At 64.9% G+C, this 21,453-nt stretch carries 16 protein-coding genes; 5 read left to right on the top strand and 11 right to left on the bottom strand.

All coding sequences use genetic code 11. The features are described from left to right. Nucleotide 1: 1 nt before the first annotated feature. The gene (locus ACIQCN_RS08935) at nucleotides 2-1,513 is read right to left on the bottom strand and encodes a polysaccharide biosynthesis tyrosine autokinase (protein ID WP_400610496.1); all 1,512 of its coding nucleotides are present in this window, start codon (nucleotides 1,511-1,513) and stop codon (nucleotides 2-4) included. A gap of 382 nt (nucleotides 1,514-1,895) precedes the next feature. On the opposite strand from ACIQCN_RS08935, the gene ACIQCN_RS08930 reads away from it, so the two are divergent. Beyond that, nucleotides 1,896-3,137, top strand: a complete 1,242-nt coding sequence (locus ACIQCN_RS08930; RefSeq protein ID WP_400610494.1) for a hypothetical protein — start codon at nucleotides 1,896-1,898, stop codon at nucleotides 3,135-3,137. Between the two features lie 36 nt (nucleotides 3,138-3,173). Here the strand turns inward: ACIQCN_RS08930 and ACIQCN_RS08925 are convergent, their stop codons facing one another. Genes ACIQCN_RS08925 through ACIQCN_RS08910 form a run of 4 tightly spaced genes read right to left on the bottom strand, consistent with a single transcriptional unit; the run spans nucleotide 3,174 to nucleotide 8,102 of the window. After that, on the bottom strand, nucleotides 3,174-4,052 hold the full coding sequence (locus ACIQCN_RS08925; RefSeq protein WP_400610492.1) for a glycosyltransferase family 2 protein: 879 nt from the start codon (nucleotides 4,050-4,052) through the stop codon (nucleotides 3,174-3,176). Then, nucleotides 3,991-5,976: a WecB/TagA/CpsF family glycosyltransferase gene (locus tag ACIQCN_RS08920; protein WP_400610490.1), complete on the bottom strand. Its 1,986-nt coding sequence runs from the start codon at nucleotides 5,974-5,976 to the stop codon at nucleotides 3,991-3,993. Before ACIQCN_RS08920 ends, ACIQCN_RS08925 begins: the two co-directional genes overlap by 62 nt. Nucleotides 5,977-5,982: 6 nt before the next feature. Further along, entirely contained in the window at nucleotides 5,983-6,825 is an 843-nt protein-coding gene (locus tag ACIQCN_RS08915) for a glycosyltransferase family 2 protein (protein ID WP_400605941.1), read from the bottom strand. 44 nt (nucleotides 6,826-6,869) lie between these two features. After that, nucleotides 6,870-8,102, bottom strand: a complete 1,233-nt coding sequence (locus ACIQCN_RS08910) for a lipopolysaccharide biosynthesis protein (protein ID WP_400605943.1) — start codon at nucleotides 8,100-8,102, stop codon at nucleotides 6,870-6,872. A 292-nt stretch (nucleotides 8,103-8,394) separates the two neighbouring features. On the opposite strand from ACIQCN_RS08910, the gene ACIQCN_RS08905 reads away from it, so the two are divergent. Together ACIQCN_RS08905 and ACIQCN_RS08900 are read left to right on the top strand one after the other, a co-directional pair. Further along, nucleotides 8,395-10,509 carry a malectin domain-containing carbohydrate-binding protein gene (locus ACIQCN_RS08905; RefSeq protein ID WP_400605945.1) on the top strand — a complete coding sequence of 705 codons (2,115 nt, stop codon included), beginning with the start codon at nucleotides 8,395-8,397 and terminating at the stop codon, nucleotides 10,507-10,509. 455 nt (nucleotides 10,510-10,964) lie between these two features. Further along, nucleotides 10,965-11,840: a hypothetical protein gene (locus tag ACIQCN_RS08900; RefSeq protein WP_400610488.1), complete on the top strand. Its 876-nt coding sequence runs from the start codon at nucleotides 10,965-10,967 to the stop codon at nucleotides 11,838-11,840. Between the two features lie 42 nt (nucleotides 11,841-11,882). On the opposite strand, the gene ACIQCN_RS08895 is transcribed toward ACIQCN_RS08900, so the two are convergent. The 4 genes from ACIQCN_RS08895 to ACIQCN_RS08880 form a co-directional block, all read right to left on the bottom strand. After that, nucleotides 11,883-13,196, bottom strand: a complete 1,314-nt coding sequence (locus ACIQCN_RS08895) for a UDP-glucose dehydrogenase family protein (RefSeq protein WP_400610486.1) — start codon at nucleotides 13,194-13,196, stop codon at nucleotides 11,883-11,885. A 124-nt stretch (nucleotides 13,197-13,320) separates the two neighbouring features. Then, nucleotides 13,321-13,542 carry an SCO4848 family membrane protein gene (locus ACIQCN_RS08890; protein WP_400605951.1) on the bottom strand — a complete coding sequence of 74 codons (222 nt, stop codon included), beginning with the start codon at nucleotides 13,540-13,542 and terminating at the stop codon, nucleotides 13,321-13,323. Nucleotides 13,543-13,546: 4 nt separating this feature from the next. Then, complete coding sequence (locus ACIQCN_RS08885) at nucleotides 13,547-14,044, bottom strand: DUF2505 domain-containing protein (RefSeq protein WP_400605952.1); 498 nt, start codon at nucleotides 14,042-14,044, stop codon at nucleotides 13,547-13,549. A 45-nt stretch (nucleotides 14,045-14,089) separates the two neighbouring features. Further along, nucleotides 14,090-15,595, bottom strand: coding sequence for an SDR family oxidoreductase (locus ACIQCN_RS08880; RefSeq protein ID WP_400610484.1), 1,506 nt, complete (start codon nucleotides 15,593-15,595; stop codon nucleotides 14,090-14,092). A 245-nt stretch (nucleotides 15,596-15,840) separates the two neighbouring features. Between ACIQCN_RS08880 and mfd the strand changes: the two genes are divergently transcribed. Both mfd and ACIQCN_RS08870 read left to right on the top strand, forming a co-directional pair. After that, nucleotides 15,841-19,524: a transcription-repair coupling factor gene (gene mfd, locus ACIQCN_RS08875; RefSeq protein WP_400610482.1), complete on the top strand. Its 3,684-nt coding sequence runs from the start codon at nucleotides 15,841-15,843 to the stop codon at nucleotides 19,522-19,524. Nucleotides 19,525-19,529: 5 nt separating this feature from the next. Then, the gene (locus tag ACIQCN_RS08870) at nucleotides 19,530-20,345 is read left to right on the top strand and encodes a metal-dependent hydrolase (RefSeq protein ID WP_400605958.1); all 816 of its coding nucleotides are present in this window, start codon (nucleotides 19,530-19,532) and stop codon (nucleotides 20,343-20,345) included. Nucleotides 20,346-20,422: 77 nt separating this feature from the next. Here the strand turns inward: ACIQCN_RS08870 and ACIQCN_RS08865 are convergent, their stop codons facing one another. Together ACIQCN_RS08865 and deoC are read right to left on the bottom strand one after the other, a co-directional pair. Next, nucleotides 20,423-20,680: a hypothetical protein gene (locus ACIQCN_RS08865; protein ID WP_400605960.1), complete on the bottom strand. Its 258-nt coding sequence runs from the start codon at nucleotides 20,678-20,680 to the stop codon at nucleotides 20,423-20,425. Between the two features lie 54 nt (nucleotides 20,681-20,734). Continuing rightward, on the bottom strand, nucleotides 20,735-21,448 hold the full coding sequence (gene deoC / locus ACIQCN_RS08860) for a deoxyribose-phosphate aldolase (RefSeq protein WP_400605962.1): 714 nt from the start codon (nucleotides 21,446-21,448) through the stop codon (nucleotides 20,735-20,737). Between the last annotated feature and the right edge of the window lie 5 nt (nucleotides 21,449-21,453).

Genomic DNA, 21,453 nt, shown 5'->3' with positions numbered 1-21,453 from the left:
GTTAATGCCGCACCGCACGTTCCGTTGTCGGATCAGCCATCCGTTCTTCGCCTTTGCCCTCGGGGCCGCCCGGCCCGTACACGCGCGGGGAAGGGTGGAGCTGCGTCACAACCCTCAGCTGCGTCCGCAGGGCCTCGGCATCCGCTGCCGTTCTGGCCTCTTTTTCAGAAAGCTGGTAGCTGCCGTAGCCGTAGCGTTGGGAATCGGGGCCCCGTCCCGGCAGCCGGTTCAGGACGATCCCCAGAAGCCGGGCATCGACCATCGACAGTGACGCGAGGGCCTTGCGGACCTCGGCCAGGCGGACCTGCCGGGCGCCCACAACCAGCACCACACCGCCGACACGCGGGGCCAGGACAGCGGCATCCGTGACGGGGAGCAATGGGGGCGCGTCGAGAAGTACGTGGTCGAAGCGGCCCTCCAGGTACCGGATCAGCTCTGTCATTTCCTTCGACCCGAGCAGTTCACTCGGATTGGGTGGAACGTGCCCTGAGGCCAGGACGTGAACGCCGTGGGCCCCATACGGCTGGAGCAGGTCATCCACTTCGGCTCGGCCGATCAGGGCAGTGGTCAGTCCCGCTGTCTGTTCCAGTCCCAGGTAGCCGGCAACGCTGGGCCTTCGCAGGTCAGCGTCCACAATGACGACGGACTGTCCGGTTTCAGCCAGGGTGAGTGCGAGATGAATGCAAGAGGTCGACTTCCCTTCCCCTGGAATCGCAGAGGTCACCAGCATGGAGTTTGCACCCTTACCGAAGTGCGCATATTGAAGATTCGTGCGCACCTGCCGGAAGGCTTCAGCGCGGGCCGATTTCAGTACGGAATGGGTGATCAGCGACTTCTTGCCGGTCGCCGGGTCATGCGGAACCCCGCCCAGGACGGCGCCGTCAGTGATGCGTTTGAGGTCCGCTTCACACCTGATCTTCGTATCAAGGACCGTCCCGAGCACTGCGGCGCCGATCCCCACGGCAAGCCCGACGATCAGGCCAATGACGAGATTGAGCAGGATGTTGGGGGAAGCCGGGCCCAAAGGAATCTCCGCAGGGGCCACGACCGTGAGTTTCAGGGGAGTCTTTTCGGCCGTTGACTCCAGGTTTCCGATGACTCCCATGAGGCTTTCGGCGACGCCGGACGCGATCCGTGCAGCTCCTTCAGGCGTGGCGTCACTGGCGGTGATGGCAATGACTACGGTGTTGAGTTCCGCGCTCACTTGGAGTTTGTTTGCCAGCTGGCTGGAATTCAGGGGCAGTCCGAGGTTGTCGATGACGGGCTGAAGAACCAGGGGCGTGGACGCTGTCAGCACATAGGACTGGACGCGCTGCTGCGTGAAGTTGTTGCCCTGCTGCAGTTCCAGAACGCTGCCCGAGCTTTGGGTGGCTACGAAGAGCTTGGTTGTCGATTGGTAGACCGGCGCCATCAAAGCTGACGCAGCCGCCGCGGACACAAGGCCAAGCAGCAGGCAGCCGACCAGGAGCTTCCAGTTGCGGCGGATGTGCTGCCCATAGTCGCTGAATTCCATGTCGTTATCCCCCGGACGTCTACGCAGCTGAGCAACTGATAGTTCGGAACCGTTCGGGCCCTCTCCCTCTTGCCCCGAACTTAGACCTGCCGGATGGCGTATTCAATCGATCCCGCCGAAAACGGAGGGAAACAGGTATCTTTGCCGATGTTTCAAGGGGAAAAGCAAGTAGGCGATGCCTGAACTACTCGTGCCCCTTCCCGTCCGGGCCGATAGGGTTGGCGCAAAGGCTCCCTCGCGGTGGGAGCAGCACGCCTCGGGGGTGATGATGGCTAAGCGGACCGGCGGGCGGGTCAGCAGTGTCGGCGGGTCCCGGACCGCTTCGAGCTTCCTAAGCCGTGACTGGTCCAGTCGGGCAGGGGTCGCAGGAACGCTCCTGCTCGTGTCCGCCGTCACGGTAGCAACAGTGTGGTGGCCGCCGGCCGTCCTTGTTCCCCTTGCTGCCCTTGCCCTGGGTATCGCCATCCGGTACCCCCAGCCGGCAGCCCTGGCGCTGCTTCTCGTCGGGCCGCTCCTTACCTCGACCTTCCAAGTGGGTGCCCTGACCGTGGACAACATCGCGGTACTGGCGGGTTTTGGCATGGTGGTCCTGCTGGCCATCGCGCGCCGGGAGCTTCCCTTCACAAAGTGGTCGCTGCTGCCCCTGGTCCTTGCGGCAGCGATCTTCGTTACGGGCGGCATTAATGGGAGCCCCAACTTTGAGGCCTGCCTGCGGTTCATCTCACTGGCCACCGTTCCCTGGGTAGTTTCCCGCTTTCCAGGGCAACGGGGTCCTAACGACCAGTTGTTCATGATTGTCCTCAGCCTGGGCGCGGGTTCCGTCCTGGCCCAGCCGATCATCGGCTATCCATTGCCGTTCAAGGACGTTGAGAATACAGGCCTTCGGTTCGGAGGGCTGTTTGGTCATCCCAACTTTGCGGCCTATTCCTTGTCGCTGGCCATTCTGTACGTCGCATCGATGAAACTCAATGTATGGCGGGCGGTCTTCCTGTTGTGCGCTGCCGGCGCGCTCATGATGACGGGAAGCATCACGGCAATCCTCATTCTGGCCGCGTGTCTGGGGCTGGCGCTGGCCCACAGTTTCAGGAGGCTTATCCTGGCGGCCCTGGCAGCAGCGTTCTTTCTCGCTCTTGCCGGTCAAACACTTCTTAATCGCCTCGACTTCGCTGCTGAGACTGCGTTGGGTGCGGCGTCCGGTGCAAACTCCGGCGCGTGGCGGCTGGGGCAGTGGGGCCGCGCCCTGCGTTTGCTGGACGGGCACGAGGAAGCAGGCATCGGATGGGGGCAGATACCGCTGCGCATTGGCAATGGGCTGGGCGCCCATAATGCGTATGTGCAGCTTGTCGTTGAACTGGGCTGGGCAGGAGCACTGGCGGCAGGCCTGGCTGTGGTGGCTACGGTGTTGATGGCCGGGAGAAGAAACCGCACCGTGCTCCTGGGTTGGAGCTATGTGCTGCTGACTTCGATGAGCGACCCTGTTCTGTTCTACCCATCGTCCATGACAGTTCTGCTTTTCATCCTGGCCGCCATCGGCGGCCCGCAAAAGGACCGGCCAGGCCTTTCCGGCACCCACCCCCTGAAGCACCGCGGACTCGTGGCCAAGAGCGCGGGGCCACGGGTGTAGGCAGTCGGATCGGCCGTTATGCCGGCGGCTGAATCCCTAGGCATACATGGTTCCGCGCCCGGATATCTTTGCGCGGAGTACCTGGATGAACTGGGTTGGGCTCGACAGCAGCCACATCACCACAAAATGATATGCGCGCAGCGAAAGTGCCTGTCCTTTGTATCTCTTGGACAGATGGATCTCGCGAAGCAGCCGCCTGCGCTGGTGCCAGCGGAGCTCGGCCCGGTGCTTTTCCATATACATCCGGACGCCTCGGGCCCTTCTTTCATTCCTTGATGAAAGGTGTCCTGCGCCGTCCGCGGTCTGGATGAATCGCGGAGCAGTCAGGACGGTGTACTTGTAGTTTCGGGCAAGGAATCGTACGAAGAGGTCCAGGTCGTTGAACACGGGCAGGCGTTCGTCAAACCCCCCGATTGACCGGAAGCTTTCGGCCGAGATAACGAAACTGCTGCCCGTTATCCCAGGGTTCCACGCCAGACACTCCCGGTGGGTCAGTACTCGTTTGGCGAGCCACGGCCGTTCCGCGAATCCACTGCCGAATTCAACAGTCCCAGGCGCGGTGGCGAGGTCGGCACCGGAATACCCGATTGCCGCCAGGGATTCTTCAAGAAATTCCGGCTCCCAGCGGTCATCGTCATCGAGGAATGCCAGGAAATCTGATTCCGCGGACCAGGCGCCTGCGTTCCGGGATGAGGAGGCTCCAGGGTGCTCTGCGCCTGAGTTGTCCAGGTAGGCGATGCATGGCAGGCCCACGAAGCCCGAGACGAGGACTCTGGTGGATTCCGATCCTGTGTCGTCAACGACGGTCACCCGTTCCGGCTGACGCGTCTGGAGCCGGACCGATTCGAGTGCCTTAAGAAGCAGATGGTCCCGGCCGTGCGTGGGAATGACGCAATTGATAGTCGGCTTTTCCACAGTGTTTTCCCCCTTGCGAGGTATGTGACGTCCTTTGATGTGATGTGTAGATGTGCTGCAACCGCAGTGCTATCCGTTCATTGGAGGAGTTCTCGGCAGACCAGCGGATCGCTTTTTCGGACCTGGCCTGTTTATCCGCCGGAGTTGACTCGAGCACGCTTGTTATGGCTGCCAGCAACGCGTCCGGTGTGGGATCGCAATAGGTAACGGCTGCCGATCCTGCCAAGGAATCCATTTCGCCGGCATGGGAGGCAATTACGTGGGTGCCCAACCTGAGTGCCTCCAGGGCGCTCATGGGCAGAACTTCCTTCCTGCTTGGCAGCAGAAGGCACTCCGCCCCCAAAAGGAGCTCCGCCACCTTTTCGCGGGCAACCGTTCCGTGGTACGTACATCGGGGGAGCTCGATTGGCGCCGCCACATCGGTGACGGGACCGCAGACGTCGAGCGTAGCGCCCGGATACTTGGCTATGACCTCCGGCCACACAGTCTGGATGAGGTCGAATCCCTTGCGGGTGCCGACATCACCGGCGAAGACAAAGTGGGGGGCTGAGCCGGCAGCAGCCAGGCGTTCAGGCAGTCCCGCGGAAGTGCCGGGACCGCTGGGATTCGGAACGATATGGGTTGTCACACGGGGGACCAGCCTTGCAACCATGGCCTTCTGTTTGGGACCGAGACAGATTATGCCGGATGCTTTGGAAAGGACGTTTCTGGTGATCCCGGGGTATCGCGCGACAGTCTCGCCAAAGTCAGCGCCGTGCAGTGACACCAGGACCGGGACCGCCCGCATATGGGCTGCAAGAACAACAGCGCCTTCCCTAATGAAACTGCCGAATTCGCTCATGTGGACATGGAGTGTGTTGCGGTCGTGCTGCCCAACGAGAATCTGAAGGCAGAGCCGTGCTGCGTTCCCGAGCGAGCGAAAGCGGGATCGGGGCGCCCACGTCGGAATACTGCTGCTCGTGAAAGTTTCGCCCGTGAACGTGAGGTACTCGGCAATAACCGATGCCATTCCCCCCTGGGTTTGCGGATCCGGACCGACATGGACTATTCGCATGGAGGCGTCTTTGCCTTGCTGCGAAGCCGAACCTGAAGAACCGAAAAGGTGGACTCCGGAAGAAAACACGGCTGTCGCGCCGACGGTGCGGGCTACCAATGCAAGGGCGCTTGATGTCACGCCAGCTGCGGTGGACCTGGCCACGTACCCGAAGATCCGAGTATCGTGCAGATACCGTTTCCACAGCCGCCGGGGCTCCTGGCCGAGCCGGTAGAGCCATTCGAGGCCGGCGTCTTGGACAGCACGTGGTGCCCGCCGGACTTCGCCGGCCGCGAAGTCGATCGCTGCGCCAACCCCGAGGTAGCACCCTGTGGTGTTCCCGTCTGCCGTGAGTGCCCGGAAAAGTTCCTCCTGTTTCGGTGACCCCAGGCATAGCGCCACGACTTTGGCGGGCTCGCGTCCCAACCGAGACCGAAGATCTGCAACATACGCCGGGTCGGCAAGTTCTTCGGGATTGGGGGATTCGGTAAGGAAGACCCTGAGTCCGGGCATGACCGCTGCCAGGTTTTGGGCTGCTTTTCCTGCTACTCCCTGTTTGCCGCCGATCAGACCAACGGGTATGCCTGTTTGGGCTGCCAGACGCATTGAAGCGTAGAACAGGTCAACGCCTGGGATCCGTTGTACAGATCTCCGGCCCTCCAGATGGGCCATCAGTACCAGGGGAAATCCGTCCGGGACCACCAGCGCAGCAAGGCCGTAAAGTTCCCTAAAAGCTGGTGAATCCTGCCAGCGGAGGTAATGATCCGAATTCGGCGTGACGACAAGATTCGCGCGGCCGTCAGCGGCAAAGGAAACTACGGCGTCTGCGGCCTCAGGCATCGAGACATCGTGTATCTTCAGCCCGTGGAGGCGATAGGAAATTCTTTGCACGCGTGCCTACCTTTTGAGTTTGCCAAGTTGATATTTCAGGTGTTGCTGCTCGACGGAGGACAAATGCCGGCAGCGTGTTGCGAAAAACCTGGCCAGATCTTCGAGGGTCTTGCGGTCCGCCGGAGTTCGGGCGCCTTGAACGGCAAGATCAAAGAAATCCGGGCCCTCCCATCCGACCGAATGGCTAAGTGCGCGGTGACTGGAACGCAGCTGCGGATCCCGGGCTACGCGGACACGCCAATCCGCTGCCTTGGTGATCTGTGTGCGGTGATGCCGATACGCGATCAGCGGGGCAGCGGTCCGGCGAAGACGGTGCCCGGCGGCCACCAGTCGCATCCACAGGTCGTAGTCTTCGGCCGGTCCGGCGACGTAGCCATGGTTGGTCCGCAGCGCTGGCGCCGAGCCGTACATCGCCGAATGGCCCAACGGGTTGCCGATGAGGAGGAAGAATGGCATGGCCTCGGGGCTGATCCCTATGGGAATTGCGGGCTTCCAGCCGCGGGGAGAGTCACCAAAGTTGATGACTGTCGAAAAGGTCAGGTCGCAGTCGTCCCCCAGGTGTGCCCGTTGGCTGACAAACCGGTGCGGAAAGGAAACGTCGTCGGCGTCCATGCGGCTTACGTGCTGCGTTACCGCCCGGTTGAGGAGCGAGTTCAATGTGGCGGCCACGCCCAACGGTGTGCTGTTCCGAAATACGGTTAGCCGGGCGTCTTGGAATCCGGACAGAATCTCTGTGGTGCCGTCTGTACTGCCGTCGTCGGTCACCAGCAGCCGACCGTTGGGGGGAAGCGCCAGCAACGTCGATCTGACCGCCAGCTGTATCGTGCTGCGCGCGTTCAAGGCCGGCATCAGGACTGAGACGCCTTCGACGTGTGCATGCGGGCGCATCACGGTCAGGCCGTTCTGAGCTGGACGGTCTGACCGTGCAGCTGTGAGGGTTCATCCGGGCGGCGTGCCGTCTCGAGACGGATCAACAGGGACATGGATTTCCCGGCGTAGGTTACGGCGACGCCGGCAGCTGCACCTGCCGGCCCCCAGAACGTCGCCCCAACGAATACGAGCGCCAGATTGAGGGCCGCGAACGTGACTCCATTTACGGCAACGAACCGTTCGAAGCCTTGGCTCTGAAGCAGCCCGCCCAACGGGGGCGCCAGCGAAAGGAACGGCAACGCTGCGATGGCGAGAGCGAAAGCCGGAGCCGCGGCCGCGAACTCGCGACCGAACAGGAATTCCATGACCTGGCCCGCGTTGCTAATCACCGGGATCATTGCGACGCACAGGATGATGGCCCCACAGGACAGAACCCGGCCGATCCGCCGGGTCTGCCTGAGGTCCTTCCGGGATGCATGGGGGAGGAGCACAGCGACGAGTGATGAGGAAACCAGCATCAGCGGATTGACCAGGCGAAAGGCTGCCGAATATAACCCCGCCGAGGATAACGAGGAAACTGCGCCGACGACGGCCGTGTCCAGGGTTCGGGACTGCGCGCTCAGGTTGGCGAGGAGGTACGGGATGAGACGCCGGTAGAGTTCAGCCGAACTGCTCCGCGTGCGCATTCCCCCGAGCCGGTTGCGCAGGACCCCCACCACGTGAAGGAAACCTACGGCGGACGCCGTCAGGACGGCGATGGCATAGGACGCGACTGCCTCGAATGCGAGCAGATGAAGAGACACGAAGATGACAACGGAGACAACGCGCCGGAGTACCAGCGAAAAGACGAATGAACGCTTGTTCTTGTCAGCGATGGGGACAGTGAGGGCGACCTCGACGAACTGTTCTATGGCGAGGCCGAGGGGGACGAGGATGAACCAGGCACTTATCCCGAGAGGAACGGACAAAGCTCCGATAACGGTAGCCGCGAGGGTCCCCGCAACAGCGTTTCCAACGAAATCCATCCTGATGCCGGCAACGACGTCGTCGTTTTTGCCCACTGCCCTGGCACGAGGGATGTATGACGAGAGGCCCCAGTCTGCGACCGTGAACAGAACGGCGCAGATGCCGGCTATGATCCCCACGGTTCCGAAGTCCCGAACACCGGCCCAGCGTGCGAGCAGTATGAAAGTCAGGGCCTGGACGGCCGTCGCAAAGACCCGGGCCAGCAGCAGTGCAAGGAACTGCGTTTTCATCCAGCCTCCGAAGTCGCCATTGCGGGCTATTGCGCTCTCCCAGCTAATAACGGGCGCCCCGTGTCCACCAGCGAAGTCGGGACTGGTCTTTGGTGGCCGGCATACGCATGTACAGTGCCGGTCTACTCATGCCGTGCCGATACATACTTGTGCGGCAGTTGCCTGCTACGCGGATTCAGCGGCGCATTACTGGACTTACGCGTCCCCCGGGAAAATCCGGTGACCTCTGCCACCGCACGCCTATAAACTCCCGGGAAAGGGGACATCCACACCGCGATGCTAAGGAATCGATATGGCCGGAACATCCCGCCCCGAGTCCGGGTCCTCCTCCGGGTCCGGGTCCTCCACCCCGTGGTCCAGATTCCTTGAGTACGAGACCCGGCGCCGGACAACTGTTCTGATGGGACTCGCCGCCGCGGGTGCGGTCGCTTTTTCCACGCGAACCCAGGCGAGCGCTGCGGACACCGCCACGGTTCTGCGCATCAATGCCGGGGGTCCCCAAATCACGACCGGCGGCGTTACGTGGGGTGCTGATCGCTACTACTCCGGTGGTAAGTCTTTCTCTAATTCCGCTGTGTCCTCAATAGGCGGCACCGCCGATGACGCGCTTTACCTGACCGAGCGGAGTGCCACGTCGAATCTCGGTGGCTTCAGCTACTCAATTCCGGTGCCGGCCGCCGGGGACTACACGGTAGTGCTGCACTTTGCCGAGATCTGGTTCGGAGCCACCGGGGGAGGCCCCGGTGGTGCGGGCAAGCGGGTGTTCAGCGTCAACTTCCAGGGCGGAGCAGCGGAACTGGTCAACTTTGACCTGTTCGCTGCTGCCGGGGCGATGAATGCCGTCACCAGGCAGTTCGTGGTCCCGGTCAGCGGCAGCAGCCTGGACATAGTGTTCACTGCCACGGTGGACCAGCCCAAGATTTCGGCCATTGAGGTGGTCTTTCCGGCAGCGCCGCCGCCTCCCGAACCGGCCGGCCAAGTGCTGAGGATCAATGCCGGCGGACCGGCCGTGACCGCAGGCGGCGTCCAGTGGCGCGCGGACCAGTTTTTCACGGGCGGCAAATCGTATGTGAACAGCAGTGTCGGGGACGTTGCAGGAACCACGGACGACGTGCTTTACACGTCTGAGCGCAGTGCCACGTCCAACCTGGGTTCCTTTGGCTACGCCATCCCGGTAACGGCCGCGGGCACCTATCTCGTAAAGCTGTACTTCGCGGAAATCTGGTTCGGTGCGCCAGGAGGCGGCCCAGGCGGGACAGGGAAGCGTGTCTTTAGCGCGAACCTGGAGGGTGGAGCGGTGGAACTGCAGGACTACGACATCTACGCAGAGGTCGGCGCGGCCCGGGCAGCCGTGAAAGTGTTCAGCGTACCGGTGAGCGACGGCACCCTGACCATCGACTTCACGGCCAAAGTTGACCAGCCCAAGATATCGGCACTGGAGATTGTCTTCCCCGACGGGGCACCGTTGCCGCCGGCGTCAACCGTGCCGTGGCCCTCGGCCTGGAGCCAGGGCGCCCCGTCTCCCGTTGCCTGCTTTGAGGGAGCAGGCCTGGCCCTGGGCGGCCTGCTGTACCGTTTCGGCGGATTCGATTCCTCGTTCCGCGTTCTGCGCAGCTACGGGACCTACAACCCCGCTACCAACTCGTGGTCCGCCCTGGGCACCCTTCCGGCTGGAATGGCGGAAAGCCACCTTGGAGTGGCCGATGATGGCCGGTACATCTACCTGGCGGGAGGCTTTGCCGGCAACCTCGATACAACCAAGACCCCCACCCAGACCGTCAGCGACAGGGTTTACAGTTTTGACCCCGGCTCCGGGGTTTTCCGCCTCATTACGAGGCTGCCCAAGCCGCGCGGGGCGGGAGCGCTCGCCTACCTGGACGGCAAGCTGCACTACATCAGCGGAAACCCCGCCGACCGGGTGACAAATGTGGGAGACCATTTCGTCTTCGACCTAGGCACTGGCACCTGGACATCCGCCGCACCGCTGCCGAATCCGAAGGACCACATGAGCTGCGCGGTGCTCGGGGGCAGGATCTTCATTATCGGAGGCGAACACGGCCACGATGTCCTGCACGAGCAGCAGGCGGACTGCCACGCCTATGATCCCGGAACCAACAGTTGGACTGCCGTTGCAAGCCTTCCAATGGCCAAAAGCCACATCGAGTCGGGAACGTTCATCTCCGACGGACGGATCATCATGGCCGGCGGGCAGACGGACAACTTCCAGCCCACCTCCCAGGTGGTGGCACTGGACGTGCCGAAAAATGCGTGGACGGTCCTTCCGTCCCTCCCCGCCCCCCGGCAGGGAGCGCTGGTTCAACGCGTCGGCAACAGGATCGTCATGGCACTGGGGGGAATCCAGACCCACGAACCCCAAAAAAGCGTCTTCCTCGGGACCATCCAGTAGCCACCCCGGTTATGAGAATCCTCACATGTGCCGGCGCGGCCTGTGCCGCCCGCGCCGACGTCCGGCCCGCGGCGAAGAATTCCTAACCGGTCGCTGACCTGCACAGAGTGGTCCGCTGCCGCCGTGGCGGAAAACGGCTCCCGGGCCCAGCAGCCTTGGGCGCGGCCGTCCCGTGTCGGCGCGCCTATTCGCGCTGCCCTGCGGACGTTCGGTAACGTTCTGATCTCAATGTCCACCTATTAAGGAAGCGGTTTCGTTGTAGGTTTCCTGCGACGAACTACGGATGCTGGGGCAGCGCAAACCGCTAGAGGTCTCGAATGTCGTATGAACAGCAAAACCTATTAACCGGCCGGCCAGGCTCTGCGTTTCTGTCACGCAGCTCGTTCCTGAAAGGCGTTGCAGCCGTTGCTGCAGCGGCGGCAGGAGCTACCGCGACAGGCAGCGCCGCCCAGGCCGTGACAACACGCAGTCCCTGGAAGCATCCGTTTGCCTCCAGTTCGTTTTGGAACATCTCCCTTGGTTCCGGGGCCCGGTTCGAATCCGTGACGGGCACCAAGACCGCCAGCTTCATCTCGGGCAGCTGCTACATCAACTGCGAGCAATGGTCGATTCCGGTCGTCAACGCCCGCACGACCGATCCCGTCGCCACCGTGCGCACCAGCTCGACATGGGCTTGGAATTACCGGGTCCCAACCACTGCCCAGGTCGCACTGGGCACGGACGGCCACTCTGTGGTTACCCAGCCCGACTACGCCGCGATCGCCTACGAGAACTGGGTGATGCGGAAGATCAGTGACACGTCGTGGACGTCCAAGTTCCAGGTCAGGACTGACATGCGGGGCAGCGGAGGGGTGAACGGCGTCCGGGCGGCCGGTGTGAGCGCGCTGGGCGGACTCATCCGTGCCCACGAAGTTGCTGCGTTGAACATCCCGCACGCCTTGGCCGTCGCCATTCCGCGGTCAAAGCTGAAGCTCGGACCCGTGTGGCCGGCCAACCGCCAGGACGGCAACGCCAGTTCCACCTACACCGGCCCCATTCCGATGGGTACCCTGCTCGGCATACCTCCGCAGGTCAACATCTCATCGCTGGGGCTAAGCCCGGAAGGGCTCGCACTGGCACGCGCTCTTCAGGATTATGGCGCGTACGTGGTCGATGCGGCGGGCGGAACCGTCCTTTACGCGGAGCCTGCCGCGGCCGGAGCGGCCTTCAACCGAATGCGCAACGATTTCGCCAAGGTACGGAAGTACATGCGGGTGGTCACCAATAACTCCTCGACCAATGTGGGCGGTGGCGGAACCCGGCGCCGTCCGGCTGCAGCACCATTGGCCTGATCCTGGGTAATGACATCGCGGTCCGCAGGGGGCTGGGGCAGGTCACGGCCTGCCCAGCCCCCGGTACGTCCACCCTGCAGCGCGCCACTTGGCAGGGTCCAGGACATTGCGGCCGTCAAGGACCCGGGCCGAGGACACCAAGGACTTGGTTGAATACGGATCCAGCTCCCGGTAGAGCTTCCACTCGGTGAGCAGGAGAACGGCGTCCGCCCGGGTAAGTGCCGTTTCCAGGTCCGGCTCCATCGGGAGCTCCGGGAACCTTTTCGCTGCGTTGTCCAGCGCTTGCGGATCGGTGACCGTGACCACGGCACCCTGAAGCTGGAGCTGTGCGGCGGCGCTCAGCGCCGGCGAATCCCGGACGTCGTCGCTCTCCGGCTTGAAGGCAGCGCCGAGGACCGCGATACGTTGGCCGAGAAGTATGCCGCCGCAGAGTTCCCGGGTCAACTCGACCACCCGGGTTCTGCGCCGCATATTGATGGCGTCGACTTCGCGCAGGAAGGTCAGTGCCTGGTCTGCGCCGAGTTCCCCGGCCCGGGCCATAAAGGCGCGGATGTCTTTGGGGAGGCATCCGCCGCCGAATCCGATGCCGGCGTTGAGGAATTTGCGTCCGATCCTCTCATCCATGCCGATGGCGTCGGCCAGGCGCGTGACGTCCGCCCCGGTGGCTTCGCAGACCTCAGCCATGGCGTTGATGAAGGAAATTTTGGTGGCGAGGAACGAGTTGGCGGCGGTTTTGACGAGTTCCGCAGTCGGATAATCCATAATGAGCCGCAACGTCCCGGCGGAAAGCGCCGTCCGGTAGACCTCATCGAGGACCGCTACTGCCGGATGGTCCTCGTTGCCGTCCGGGACTCCGTAGACGAAGCGGTCAGGACGCAGGGTGTCGTCAACGGCATGGCCTTCGCGGAGGAACTCAGGGTTCCACAGGAGGGCGGCCGCCGGCTGCCTGGCGGCGATGACTTCAGCGAGCCTTTCCGCGGTCCCTACTGGAACAGTCGATTTGCCGGCCACTACGTCCCCCGGAGACAAGAAGCCGGCCAGTTCCGCCACGGCTGCATCCACGAAGCGCAGGTCGGCTGCGTTTTCTCCCCGTTTCTGCGGCGTGCCTACGCAGATGAAGTGGACCTCGCAGCCTCCTGCAGCCTCCATGCCGGTGGTGAAGCTGAGGCGTCCGGACTCCTCCAGCTCTGTCAGGAGGGCATCAAGCTCAGGCTCGTAGAACGGTGCCTTTCCCTCGCTTAGCCGGGCGACCTTGCCATGGTCGACGTCGATCCCCACCACGTCATGGCCAAGCTTTGCCATGCATGCTGCGTGGACAGCACCCAGGTAGCCGCAACCAATAACAGAGATCCGCACAGCTCCACCATCCCGCACTGCCGGGGACATAACCATGGCCCTGCGAAAACCCTGCGGGCTTCCACAGGGCTTCCGCAGATGCCTCGGAGACGGCGTCGGACGTGGCTGGCCCGCGCAGGTACTGCTAGCCCAAAAGCCCCAGAAGCCCGATGACGGCGGTGGCGGCGCCAAGGACCATCGAGACGCTGACCAGCACCAGGTGGACGGTCAGGAACTTCGTTGCCTTTCCTGCCGCATCCCGGGCGCGCGGGTCCTTCCGGACACGGCGCAGGAACTGCGGCCACACCACCAGGGACCAGATGCCGGACACAATGAGCACCAGGCCGGCAAGTACGGGCAACTCCACGGTGCTAGTGGCTTTCCAGCCAGGCCTGCGCCTGGGCTGCCTGCAGGTTCAGGGCCTTGGCCACCATGGGCTCAGCGGCGTCGGCGATCTTGCTGCCCAGGAACGGCACCGAGGAGGTGACGTTGCCGGCGAGCTCAACCCGGGTGCTCCCGCCCTCGGCCACCAGGCGCTGGACTGCGGTGACGTCCACCGGCGCGCCGGCAACCTTCAGGGAGATGTTGCTCTGGCGCGAACCGTCCGCGGCGGGGGCGTCCCAGTTCTCCACCTGGGTGACCTTCAGGTGATCGCCCACGAACTTGCGGGCGATCTCGGGCAGGCGGGTGGTCGGCAGGGTACGCACGGATGTTGCACTGAAGGCGCCGGCAACGTCGCCGTCGACGGTGAAGGATTCCAGCGTGCCGCCTACCAACTGGCTTACGTGGCGCTGGAAGTCCTCGTTGACCAGCACGGCAGCGACGCTGTCAACGGAGTGGGGAAGCATAGTGGTGGCGCTCAGGGCCATGGGTCCTCCTGGGGGACATTCGGAACGAAATTGGCTCCAAACATCCTATGGGTTTGAGCCCGTCCGCTCCGCATCGGTGATTTTTTGCGCCGCGGCAGTGATGTTGTGTGCCATGGCCGGGAAAATCACCGAATGGAATGGCAGCACCGCCAGCCAGTACAACCGGCCGCTGAGACCCTTCGGAAAGAAGATGGCCCGCTGCCGGTAGCGGCTGCCCTTCCCGTCGGGTTCCACTGACAGCTCCAGCCAGGCCCGGCCCGGCGCACGCATCTCGGCCCGCAGCCGCAGCAGCCGGCCGCGGTCGATGCGTTCCACACGCCACCAGTCCACCACTTCACCTACGGCAAGGCTGTGCGGATGCCGCCGCCCGCGCAGCAGCCCCGCACCGCCGGTGAGCTTGTCCAGCCAGCCGCGAACCTGCCACGCAAGCGGAAGCGAGTACCAGCCGTTCCGGCCGCCGATCCCCTCGATGATGGTCCACACGTGTTCCGGGTCCACGTCCCCGTGGAAGGTGCGTTCATCGATGTAGACCGTATGGCCGGACCAGTCGGGGTCGCTGGGCAGGGGATCGGACGCCACGCCGGCGTTGGCCCAAGTGGTTTCCACCTGTCCGTCCCGTTCCTTGCCCAGTGCCAGCGCGACGGCGGTCCGATAGGGCGTGAGGCCGCCGTCGGGCTGCGGGATGTACCGGTCGATGTCATGCTCGCTGGACACGGCGTCGTGCTGCAGGGACTGGACCAGCGGGAACGCCATGGACAGCGGGATGGGGGTGGTGAGCGCCACCCACATCCCGGCGAGCTTGGGGGCCGGGACCGGCAGGGCCAGCACCACCCGGTAGGGCAGGCCGGCCTCGGCGGCGTACTCCTTCATCATCGCGGCGTACGTGAGCACCTGTCGGCAGCCGATATCGAAGCTCCGGTTGATGGACCCGTCCAGGGATGCCGCGGCCACCAGGTAGTACAGAACGTCCCGCACGGCGATCGCTTCGATCCGGTTCCGGACCCAGCTGGGCGCCGGCATCAGGGGCAGCGTCTCGGAAAGGTGCCGGATCATCTCGAAGGACGCCGAACCGGAGCCGATCACCACGCCGGCCTGGAAGACGATGGCGTCCACCTGGCCGTCGAGGAACACCTGGCCAACGGCCTCCCTGGAACGCATGTGGGTGGACAGTTCCACACCCTGCGGATGCAGTCCGCCCAGGTACACGATCCTGCCCACTCCGGCATCCGCCGCCGCCTGGGCCGCCACGGCCGCCATCGCCTTCTCCTTGGCCTCAAAACCCGCCCCGGCAGCCATGGAATGCACCAGGTAGTAGAAGACCTCGACGCCGTCCAGCGCCTTGCGCAGCGCGTCACCGTCGTCCAGGCTGCTTTCCACCACCTCCACCTTGTCCCGCCACGGCACCCCTGCAATCTTGTCCGGAGAGCGGACCAGCACCTTGACGGTGTGGCCCGCCTCGAGGAGCCGGGGCACCAGCCGGCCGCCGATGTAGCCGGTGGCTCCCGTCACCAGGACTGTCTTGGGGATCTGCGGTGCATTGGTTCCGGTCATGCTCGCTCCTGTTCGTCCTCAGCGGTTCGGAGCGGCAGCCTGTCCGGACGGCCGCGCCCGTAAATCAGTGAGCCCTGCTGAACCAGCGGCCCCCTGCCAGCCTAAGCGCAGGGGCCGCTTCCGGGACTGGCGGGGGCCCGGAATGCCGCCCGTGCGCGGTAGGCTGGAAGTTCCCCGGGATTCGCAGCGAATTTCGGGTTTTCGCGTTGCCTGCGATCCCCTTGAACACCACAGGAGCTTCCGCCATGAGCCTTCCCGGCCCGTCCGCCGCCGGCACATCCACTGCAGGACCGTCGCTGGATGGCCTGCGGCGCGTCCTCGCCGAGGACCAGACCTTCGCGCGCGTCCGGGCGGAAGCCGCCAGGGGATTCAGCGTCCGCGGCCAGGACTACCAGATCAGCGCTCCGGCCGGCCTGCGGCCCGTGCTGCTTGCCGAGATGGCCGACGGGCTGGCGGCCATGGCAGGAAACGAAGACGGCGCGCCGGGTGTCGTGCTGGCAGTCACCGCCACGGGACGCGAAGCCGAGGACCTTGCCGCCGCACTGCGCGCGTACCTTCCCGCGGACGCCGTGGCCGAATTCCCCAGCTGGGAAACCCTGCCGCACGAGCGGCTATCGCCACGCTCGGACACCGTGGGGCGGCGGCTGTCCGTGCTGCGCCGGCTTGCGCATCCGGAAGGTTCGACGGCGGGGCCGCTGCGCGTCGTCGTCGCGCCCGTCCGCGCCGTGGTCCAGCCGGTAGTGGCCGGCTTGGGGGACCTGGTTCCCGTCACGCTCAAGGTGGGCCAGGACATCCCGTTCACCGAAGTGGTCCGCAGCCTGGCGGATGCCGCCTACGCCCGCGTGGACATGGTGACGCACCGGGGCGAGTTCGCCGTCCGCGGCGGCATCATCGACGTTTTCCCGCCCACCGAGGACCACCCCATCCGTATTGAGTTTTTCGGGGATGAGGTGGACCAGATGCGCTGGTTCGCCGTGGCCGACCAGCGCTCGCTGTCAGCCCCCGGAATCCACCATCCCACGGAACTGCACGCCCCGCCGTGCCGCGAAATCCTGATTACGCCGTCGGTGATGTCCCGCGCCGCCACGCTCAAGGCACAGCTGCCCGCGGCAGCGGACATGCTGGAGAAGATCGCCGGCGGCATCGCCGTGGAGGGTATGGAATCCCTGGCCCCGGTGCTGGTCGATGCGATGGTGCCGTTCGTGGACCAGCTTCCGGAGGGTTCCATTTCCGTGGTCATCGAACCGGAAAAGGTCCGCACCCGCGCCCACGACCTCGCGGCGACCAATGAGGAATTCCTCGAAGCTGCCTGGTCCACGGCGTCCGACGGCGGGACGGCGCCTTTGGACCTCAGCTCCCAGGCGTCGGCGGCGCTGCACTCGGCCAGCTTCCGATCGCTCGCCGAGACCCGGAGCTCGGCCCTGGCCCACCAGGTCTCCTGGTGGTCCATCACCTCGCTGGCCCAGGACGCGGAACTGCTCCCGGAAATCGACGTCCTGAACCTGCACGCACGGGAGCCCCGCGGCTACCAGGGCGACGTCGCCGAAATGATGGACTTCATCGGTTCGCATGTGCGCGACCAGTGGCGGATCGTCGTGGCCACGGAAGGCCCGGGCCCCGCCCAGCGGCTCGCGGAACTGTTCCACGACGCCGACATCCCCTGTGCCCGGGTGGACAGCCTGGACCACGAGCCCCAGCCGGGGATCATCGAGGTGACCACCGCCGCCGTCGGACGCGGTTTCGTCCTGGACGGCCTGAAACTGGGGCTGCTCACGGAAGCCGACCTTCTGGGCCGGACCTCCGCAGCCTCTACCAAGGACATGCGGCGGATGCCGTCCAAGCGGCGCAACGCCGTCGACCCCCTGCAGCTGGTGGCGGGGGACCATGTGGTCCACGAACAGCACGGCATCGGCCGGTTCGTCGAGCTCATCCAGCGCAAGGTGGCCGGCGGTGCCGACGGCGTGCGCGAATACCTGGTCCTGGAGTACGCACCGTCCAAGCGGGGCGCGCCGGGGGACCGGCTGTTCGTGCCGACGGACCAGCTGGACCAGGTGACCCGCTACGTGGGTGGGGACACCCCGGTCCTGAGCAAGATGGGCGGCGCGGACTGGGCAAGCACCAAGTCCAAGGCCCGGAAGGCCGTCAAGGAGATCGCCGGGGAGCTGATCCGGCTGTACTCGGCTCGGATGGCCTCGCGCGGGCACGCCTTCGGCCCCGACACCCCGTGGCAGCGGGAACTGGAGGAAGCCTTCCCGTACGTGGAGACGCCGGACCAGCTGACCACCATCAACGAGGTCAAGGCGGACATGGAGCGGGAGATCCCGATGGACCGCCTGGTGTCCGGGGACGTGGGCTACGGCAAGACCGAGATCGCCGTGCGCGCAGCCTTCAAGGCGGTGCAGGACGGCAAACAGGTGGCTGTGCTGGTGCCCACCACGCTCCTGGCCCAGCAGCACTACGAAACCTTTACCGAACGGTTCTCCGGCTTCCCGCTGCGCGTCAAGCCGCTGTCCCGCTTCCAGAGTTCCAAGGAAGCGAAGGAGACGGCGGAGGGTGTCAAGAACGGCGCGGTGGACGTGGTGATCGGCACGCACCGGCTGCTGTCCAAGGACTTCGAGTTCAAGGACCTCGGACTGGTGATAGTGGACGAGGAGCAGCGGTTCGGCGTCGAGCACAAGGAGGCGCTGAAGAAGATGCGCACCAACGTGGACGTGCTGGCCATGAGTGCCACCCCGATTCCCCGGACCCTGGAGATGTCCCTCACCGGCATCCGCGAGACCTCCACCCTGGCCACCCCGCCTGAGGAACGCCACCCCGTGCTGACCTACGTGGGCCCGTACACGGACAAGCAGACCTCCGCCGCGATCCGGCGGGAGCTGATGCGCGAAGGCCAGGTGTTCCTGGTCCACAACCGGGTGTCCACCATTGAACGGACGGCGGCGAAGATCCGAGAGCTGGTTCCGGAAGCCCGCGTGGAGGTGGCGCACGGCAAGATGTCCGAGAGCCGCCTGGAACAGATCATCGTGGACTTCTGGGAGCGGCGCTTCGACGTCCTGGTGTGCACCACCATCATCGAGACCGGCCTGGACATCTCCAACGCGAACACCCTGATCGTGGACGGCGCGGACAAGTACGGGCTGTCCCAGCTTCACCAGCTTCGCGGCCGCGTGGGCCGCGGCCGGGAACGTGCCTATGCCTACTTCCTGTACCCGTCCGAGAAGCCGCTGGGGGAGGTGGCGCTGGAACGCCTCAAGGCCGTGGCGGCGCACAACGAGCTCGGCGCGGGCATGCAGCTGGCCATGAAGGACCTGGAGATCCGCGGTGCGGGCAACCTGCTGGGCGGCGAACAGTCCGGCCACATCCAGGGCGTCGGATTCGACCTCTACATCCGGCTGGTGGGCGAGGCCGTGGCGGACTTCCGCGGCGAAGCAGAGGAAAAGGCCGCCGAGATGAAGATCGAGCTGCCGGTCAATGCCCACCTGCCGCACGACTATGTCCCGGGTGAACGGCTGCGACTGGAGGCCTACCGGAAGCTCGCTTCCGCGCTCACCAATGAGGCGATCGACGAAGTCCTGGCCGAACTGGTGGACCGCTACGGCGAGCCGCCGCTGCCTGCGCAGAACCTCGTGGCCGTGGCCCGCTTCCGGGTGGGCGCCCGCGAAGCCGGCCTTTCCGACGTCGCCCTGCAGGGGAACTTCATCAGGTTCTCGCCGGCCCGGCTGCCGGAGTCCAAGGTCATGCGCCTGAACCGGATGTACCCGGGGTCGCAGGCCAAGCCGGCACTGGACGCGGTGCTGATTCCCAAACCCAAGACCGCACGGATCGGCGGGCGGGACCTGCAGGACGCCGAGATCCTGGAGTGGGCCAATGGCGTGATCCGCAACATCTTCACCGACCAGCCGGTTGCCGCCGCACCCGCGGCGGACTGACCGTGATGGGAGGACACCACGCCGCGTCGGGAGCTGCGGCGTGGGTTGCTGTTGCCTCGACGGGTCCGTACACCCTGGGCTGGTACCCGCTGGACGCCACCGGCATCCTGATCGGCGGCATGGCAACGGCCGGAACTGCCCTGGTGTGCGATTGGGACCACCGGTCCAGTACCGTGGCACATTCCCTGCCGCCGTTGTCCAACGCCGTCGCGCGGGGAATTGAGAGCGCCAGCGGCGGGCACCGGCAGGGCACGCACTCCATCGTGGGCGGAGGGGCATTCGTGGCGCTTGCCGCCGTGGCCGGACAGATACACCTGGATACACCCCGGGGCCAGCTGTCCATTGGCGCGGGCCTGCTGTGCATGTTCATGATCAACATCGCCGCCAAAGCCCTGAAGCTGTTTCCGAAGAACGGCTTCATCTCCAACTGGATCTTCGCGCTGGTGATGGCCGGGCTGGTCACCATTTATGCGCCGGAGCAATGGATATGGCTGCCCATGTCCATGCTGATCGGTGTGGTGGCGCACATCGTGGGCGACCTCATCACCACCGGGGGAGTGCCGCTGCTGTGGCCGCTGGTGGTTCGTCCGCCCCGTTTCCTGCGGAAGATGCCGTTGCTGCGGGCAGTCTGGCGGCCCAATGGGGCGTTGGCCCTGCCGTTCCTGGGCCGCGCCGGGTCGAAGCGTGAATGGCTGCTGCTGATCCCGGTCAGCGCCTACGCGATGGTGGGCATGGCCGCGGCAGGATGGGCCCTCGTGCAAGGCCACTGGCCCCGTGTGGCCGCGTTGGCAGCTGATGCGTGGGCGGGCCTGGGCCGCTGAAGCGGGAAGCAGTTGGCCCGGCAAACAGCAACGGCCGTTATGAATGTTCATAACGGCCGTTGCTGTCTTGGAAGAATCTAGTGCTCGCCGGCGGAATCGGAGCGGCCGGTGATCGTCAGCGGAACCCAGAATGCCAGCGCGAACAGACCCAGGCAGATGGCCATGGGCCACGAGTTGTCCAGGGTGAGGAAGGACAGCGAGTAGATCGCGCCGAGGAACAGCACGATGCACACCACAAACAGCATGACGCTGGTGGCCAGGTTGTTCTCGTTCTGCGGGGTACGGATGGGGCGGTCTTCCGCCGCGTCGGCAGTGGCCGTGATTTTGCTGGACATTGTTCCTCCTTGGCCCCGCGGGGCCCTCAGTCTGTGGCGTCCGGCAGGGAGCCGTCAGTAAGCGGATGAACCCTGTTCACCCTTGACGATGGCAATCCCCGAGCTGGCGCCGATACGCGTTGCACCTGCAGCAATCATAGCCTGAGCGTCTTCGCGGGACCGTACTCCGCCGGAGGCCTTGACACCGAGGTCCGGGCCAACGGTGCGGCGCATCAATGCCACGTCTTCCGCCGTGGCGCCGCCGCCATTGAACCCGGTGGAGGTCTTGACGAAGTCCGCGCCGGCTTCCACGGAGGCCTGGCACGCCATGACCTTCTGGTCGTCGGTGAGCAGCGCGGTCTCAATGATCACCTTCAGGATGGCGCCGCCTGCGTGCACGGCATCGGCCACCGCGGTGATGTCCTCCACGAGGGCGCCCTTGTCACCGGCCCGTGCCGAGGCGATGTTGATGACCATGTCCACCTCGTCCGCACCATCCAGCACGGCGCCGCGGGCCTCGAAGGCCTTGACGTCGGTCGGCGTGGCGCCCAGCGGGAAGCCCACCACGGAGCATGTCAGCACGCCGGAGCCCTTAAGCGCGGTCTTGACGGTCTTCACCCAGACCGGGTTGACGCAGACGGACTTGAAGCCGTATTCGGCAGCTTCAGCGCAGACCTTCAGGATGTCGGCTTCGCCGGCTTCGGGCTTCAGCAGGGTGTGGTCGATGAACTTGGCCAGGTTGCCGGTGGCTGCATCCGCGGGGTTGGCGGAAGGGGCGTCGTTGCTCATGGTGG

Origin of the sequence: Pseudarthrobacter sp. NPDC092424 (assembly GCF_044754925.1) — a bacterium.
Lineage (GTDB): Bacteria > Actinomycetota > Actinomycetes > Actinomycetales > Micrococcaceae > Arthrobacter.
This window is presented reverse-complemented; position numbering and strand designations above follow the sequence as displayed.

Coding starts and splice junctions, on each gene's coding strand:
- ACIQCN_RS08935 (WP_400610496.1), bottom strand. CDS start 1,513: ATGGAATTCAGCGACTATGGGCAGCACATCCGCCGCAACTGGAAGCTC.
- ACIQCN_RS08915 (WP_400605941.1), bottom strand. CDS start 6,825: ATGCCGGCCTTGAACGCGCGCAGCACGATACAGCTGGCGGTCAGATCG.
- ACIQCN_RS08910 (WP_400605943.1), bottom strand. CDS start 8,102: ATGAAAACGCAGTTCCTTGCACTGCTGCTGGCCCGGGTCTTTGCGACG.
- ACIQCN_RS08905 (WP_400605945.1), top strand. CDS start 8,395: ATGGCCGGAACATCCCGCCCCGAGTCCGGGTCCTCCTCCGGGTCCGGG.
- ACIQCN_RS08885 (WP_400605952.1), bottom strand. CDS start 14,044: ATGGCCCTGAGCGCCACCACTATGCTTCCCCACTCCGTTGACAGCGTC.
- ACIQCN_RS08880 (WP_400610484.1), bottom strand. CDS start 15,595: ATGACCGGAACCAATGCACCGCAGATCCCCAAGACAGTCCTGGTGACG.
- mfd (WP_400610482.1), top strand. CDS start 15,841: ATGAGCCTTCCCGGCCCGTCCGCCGCCGGCACATCCACTGCAGGACCG.
- ACIQCN_RS08870 (WP_400605958.1), top strand. CDS start 19,530: ATGGGAGGACACCACGCCGCGTCGGGAGCTGCGGCGTGGGTTGCTGTT.
- ACIQCN_RS08865 (WP_400605960.1), bottom strand. CDS start 20,680: ATGTCCAGCAAAATCACGGCCACTGCCGACGCGGCGGAAGACCGCCCC.
- deoC (WP_400605962.1), bottom strand. CDS start 21,448: ATGAGCAACGACGCCCCTTCCGCCAACCCCGCGGATGCAGCCACCGGC.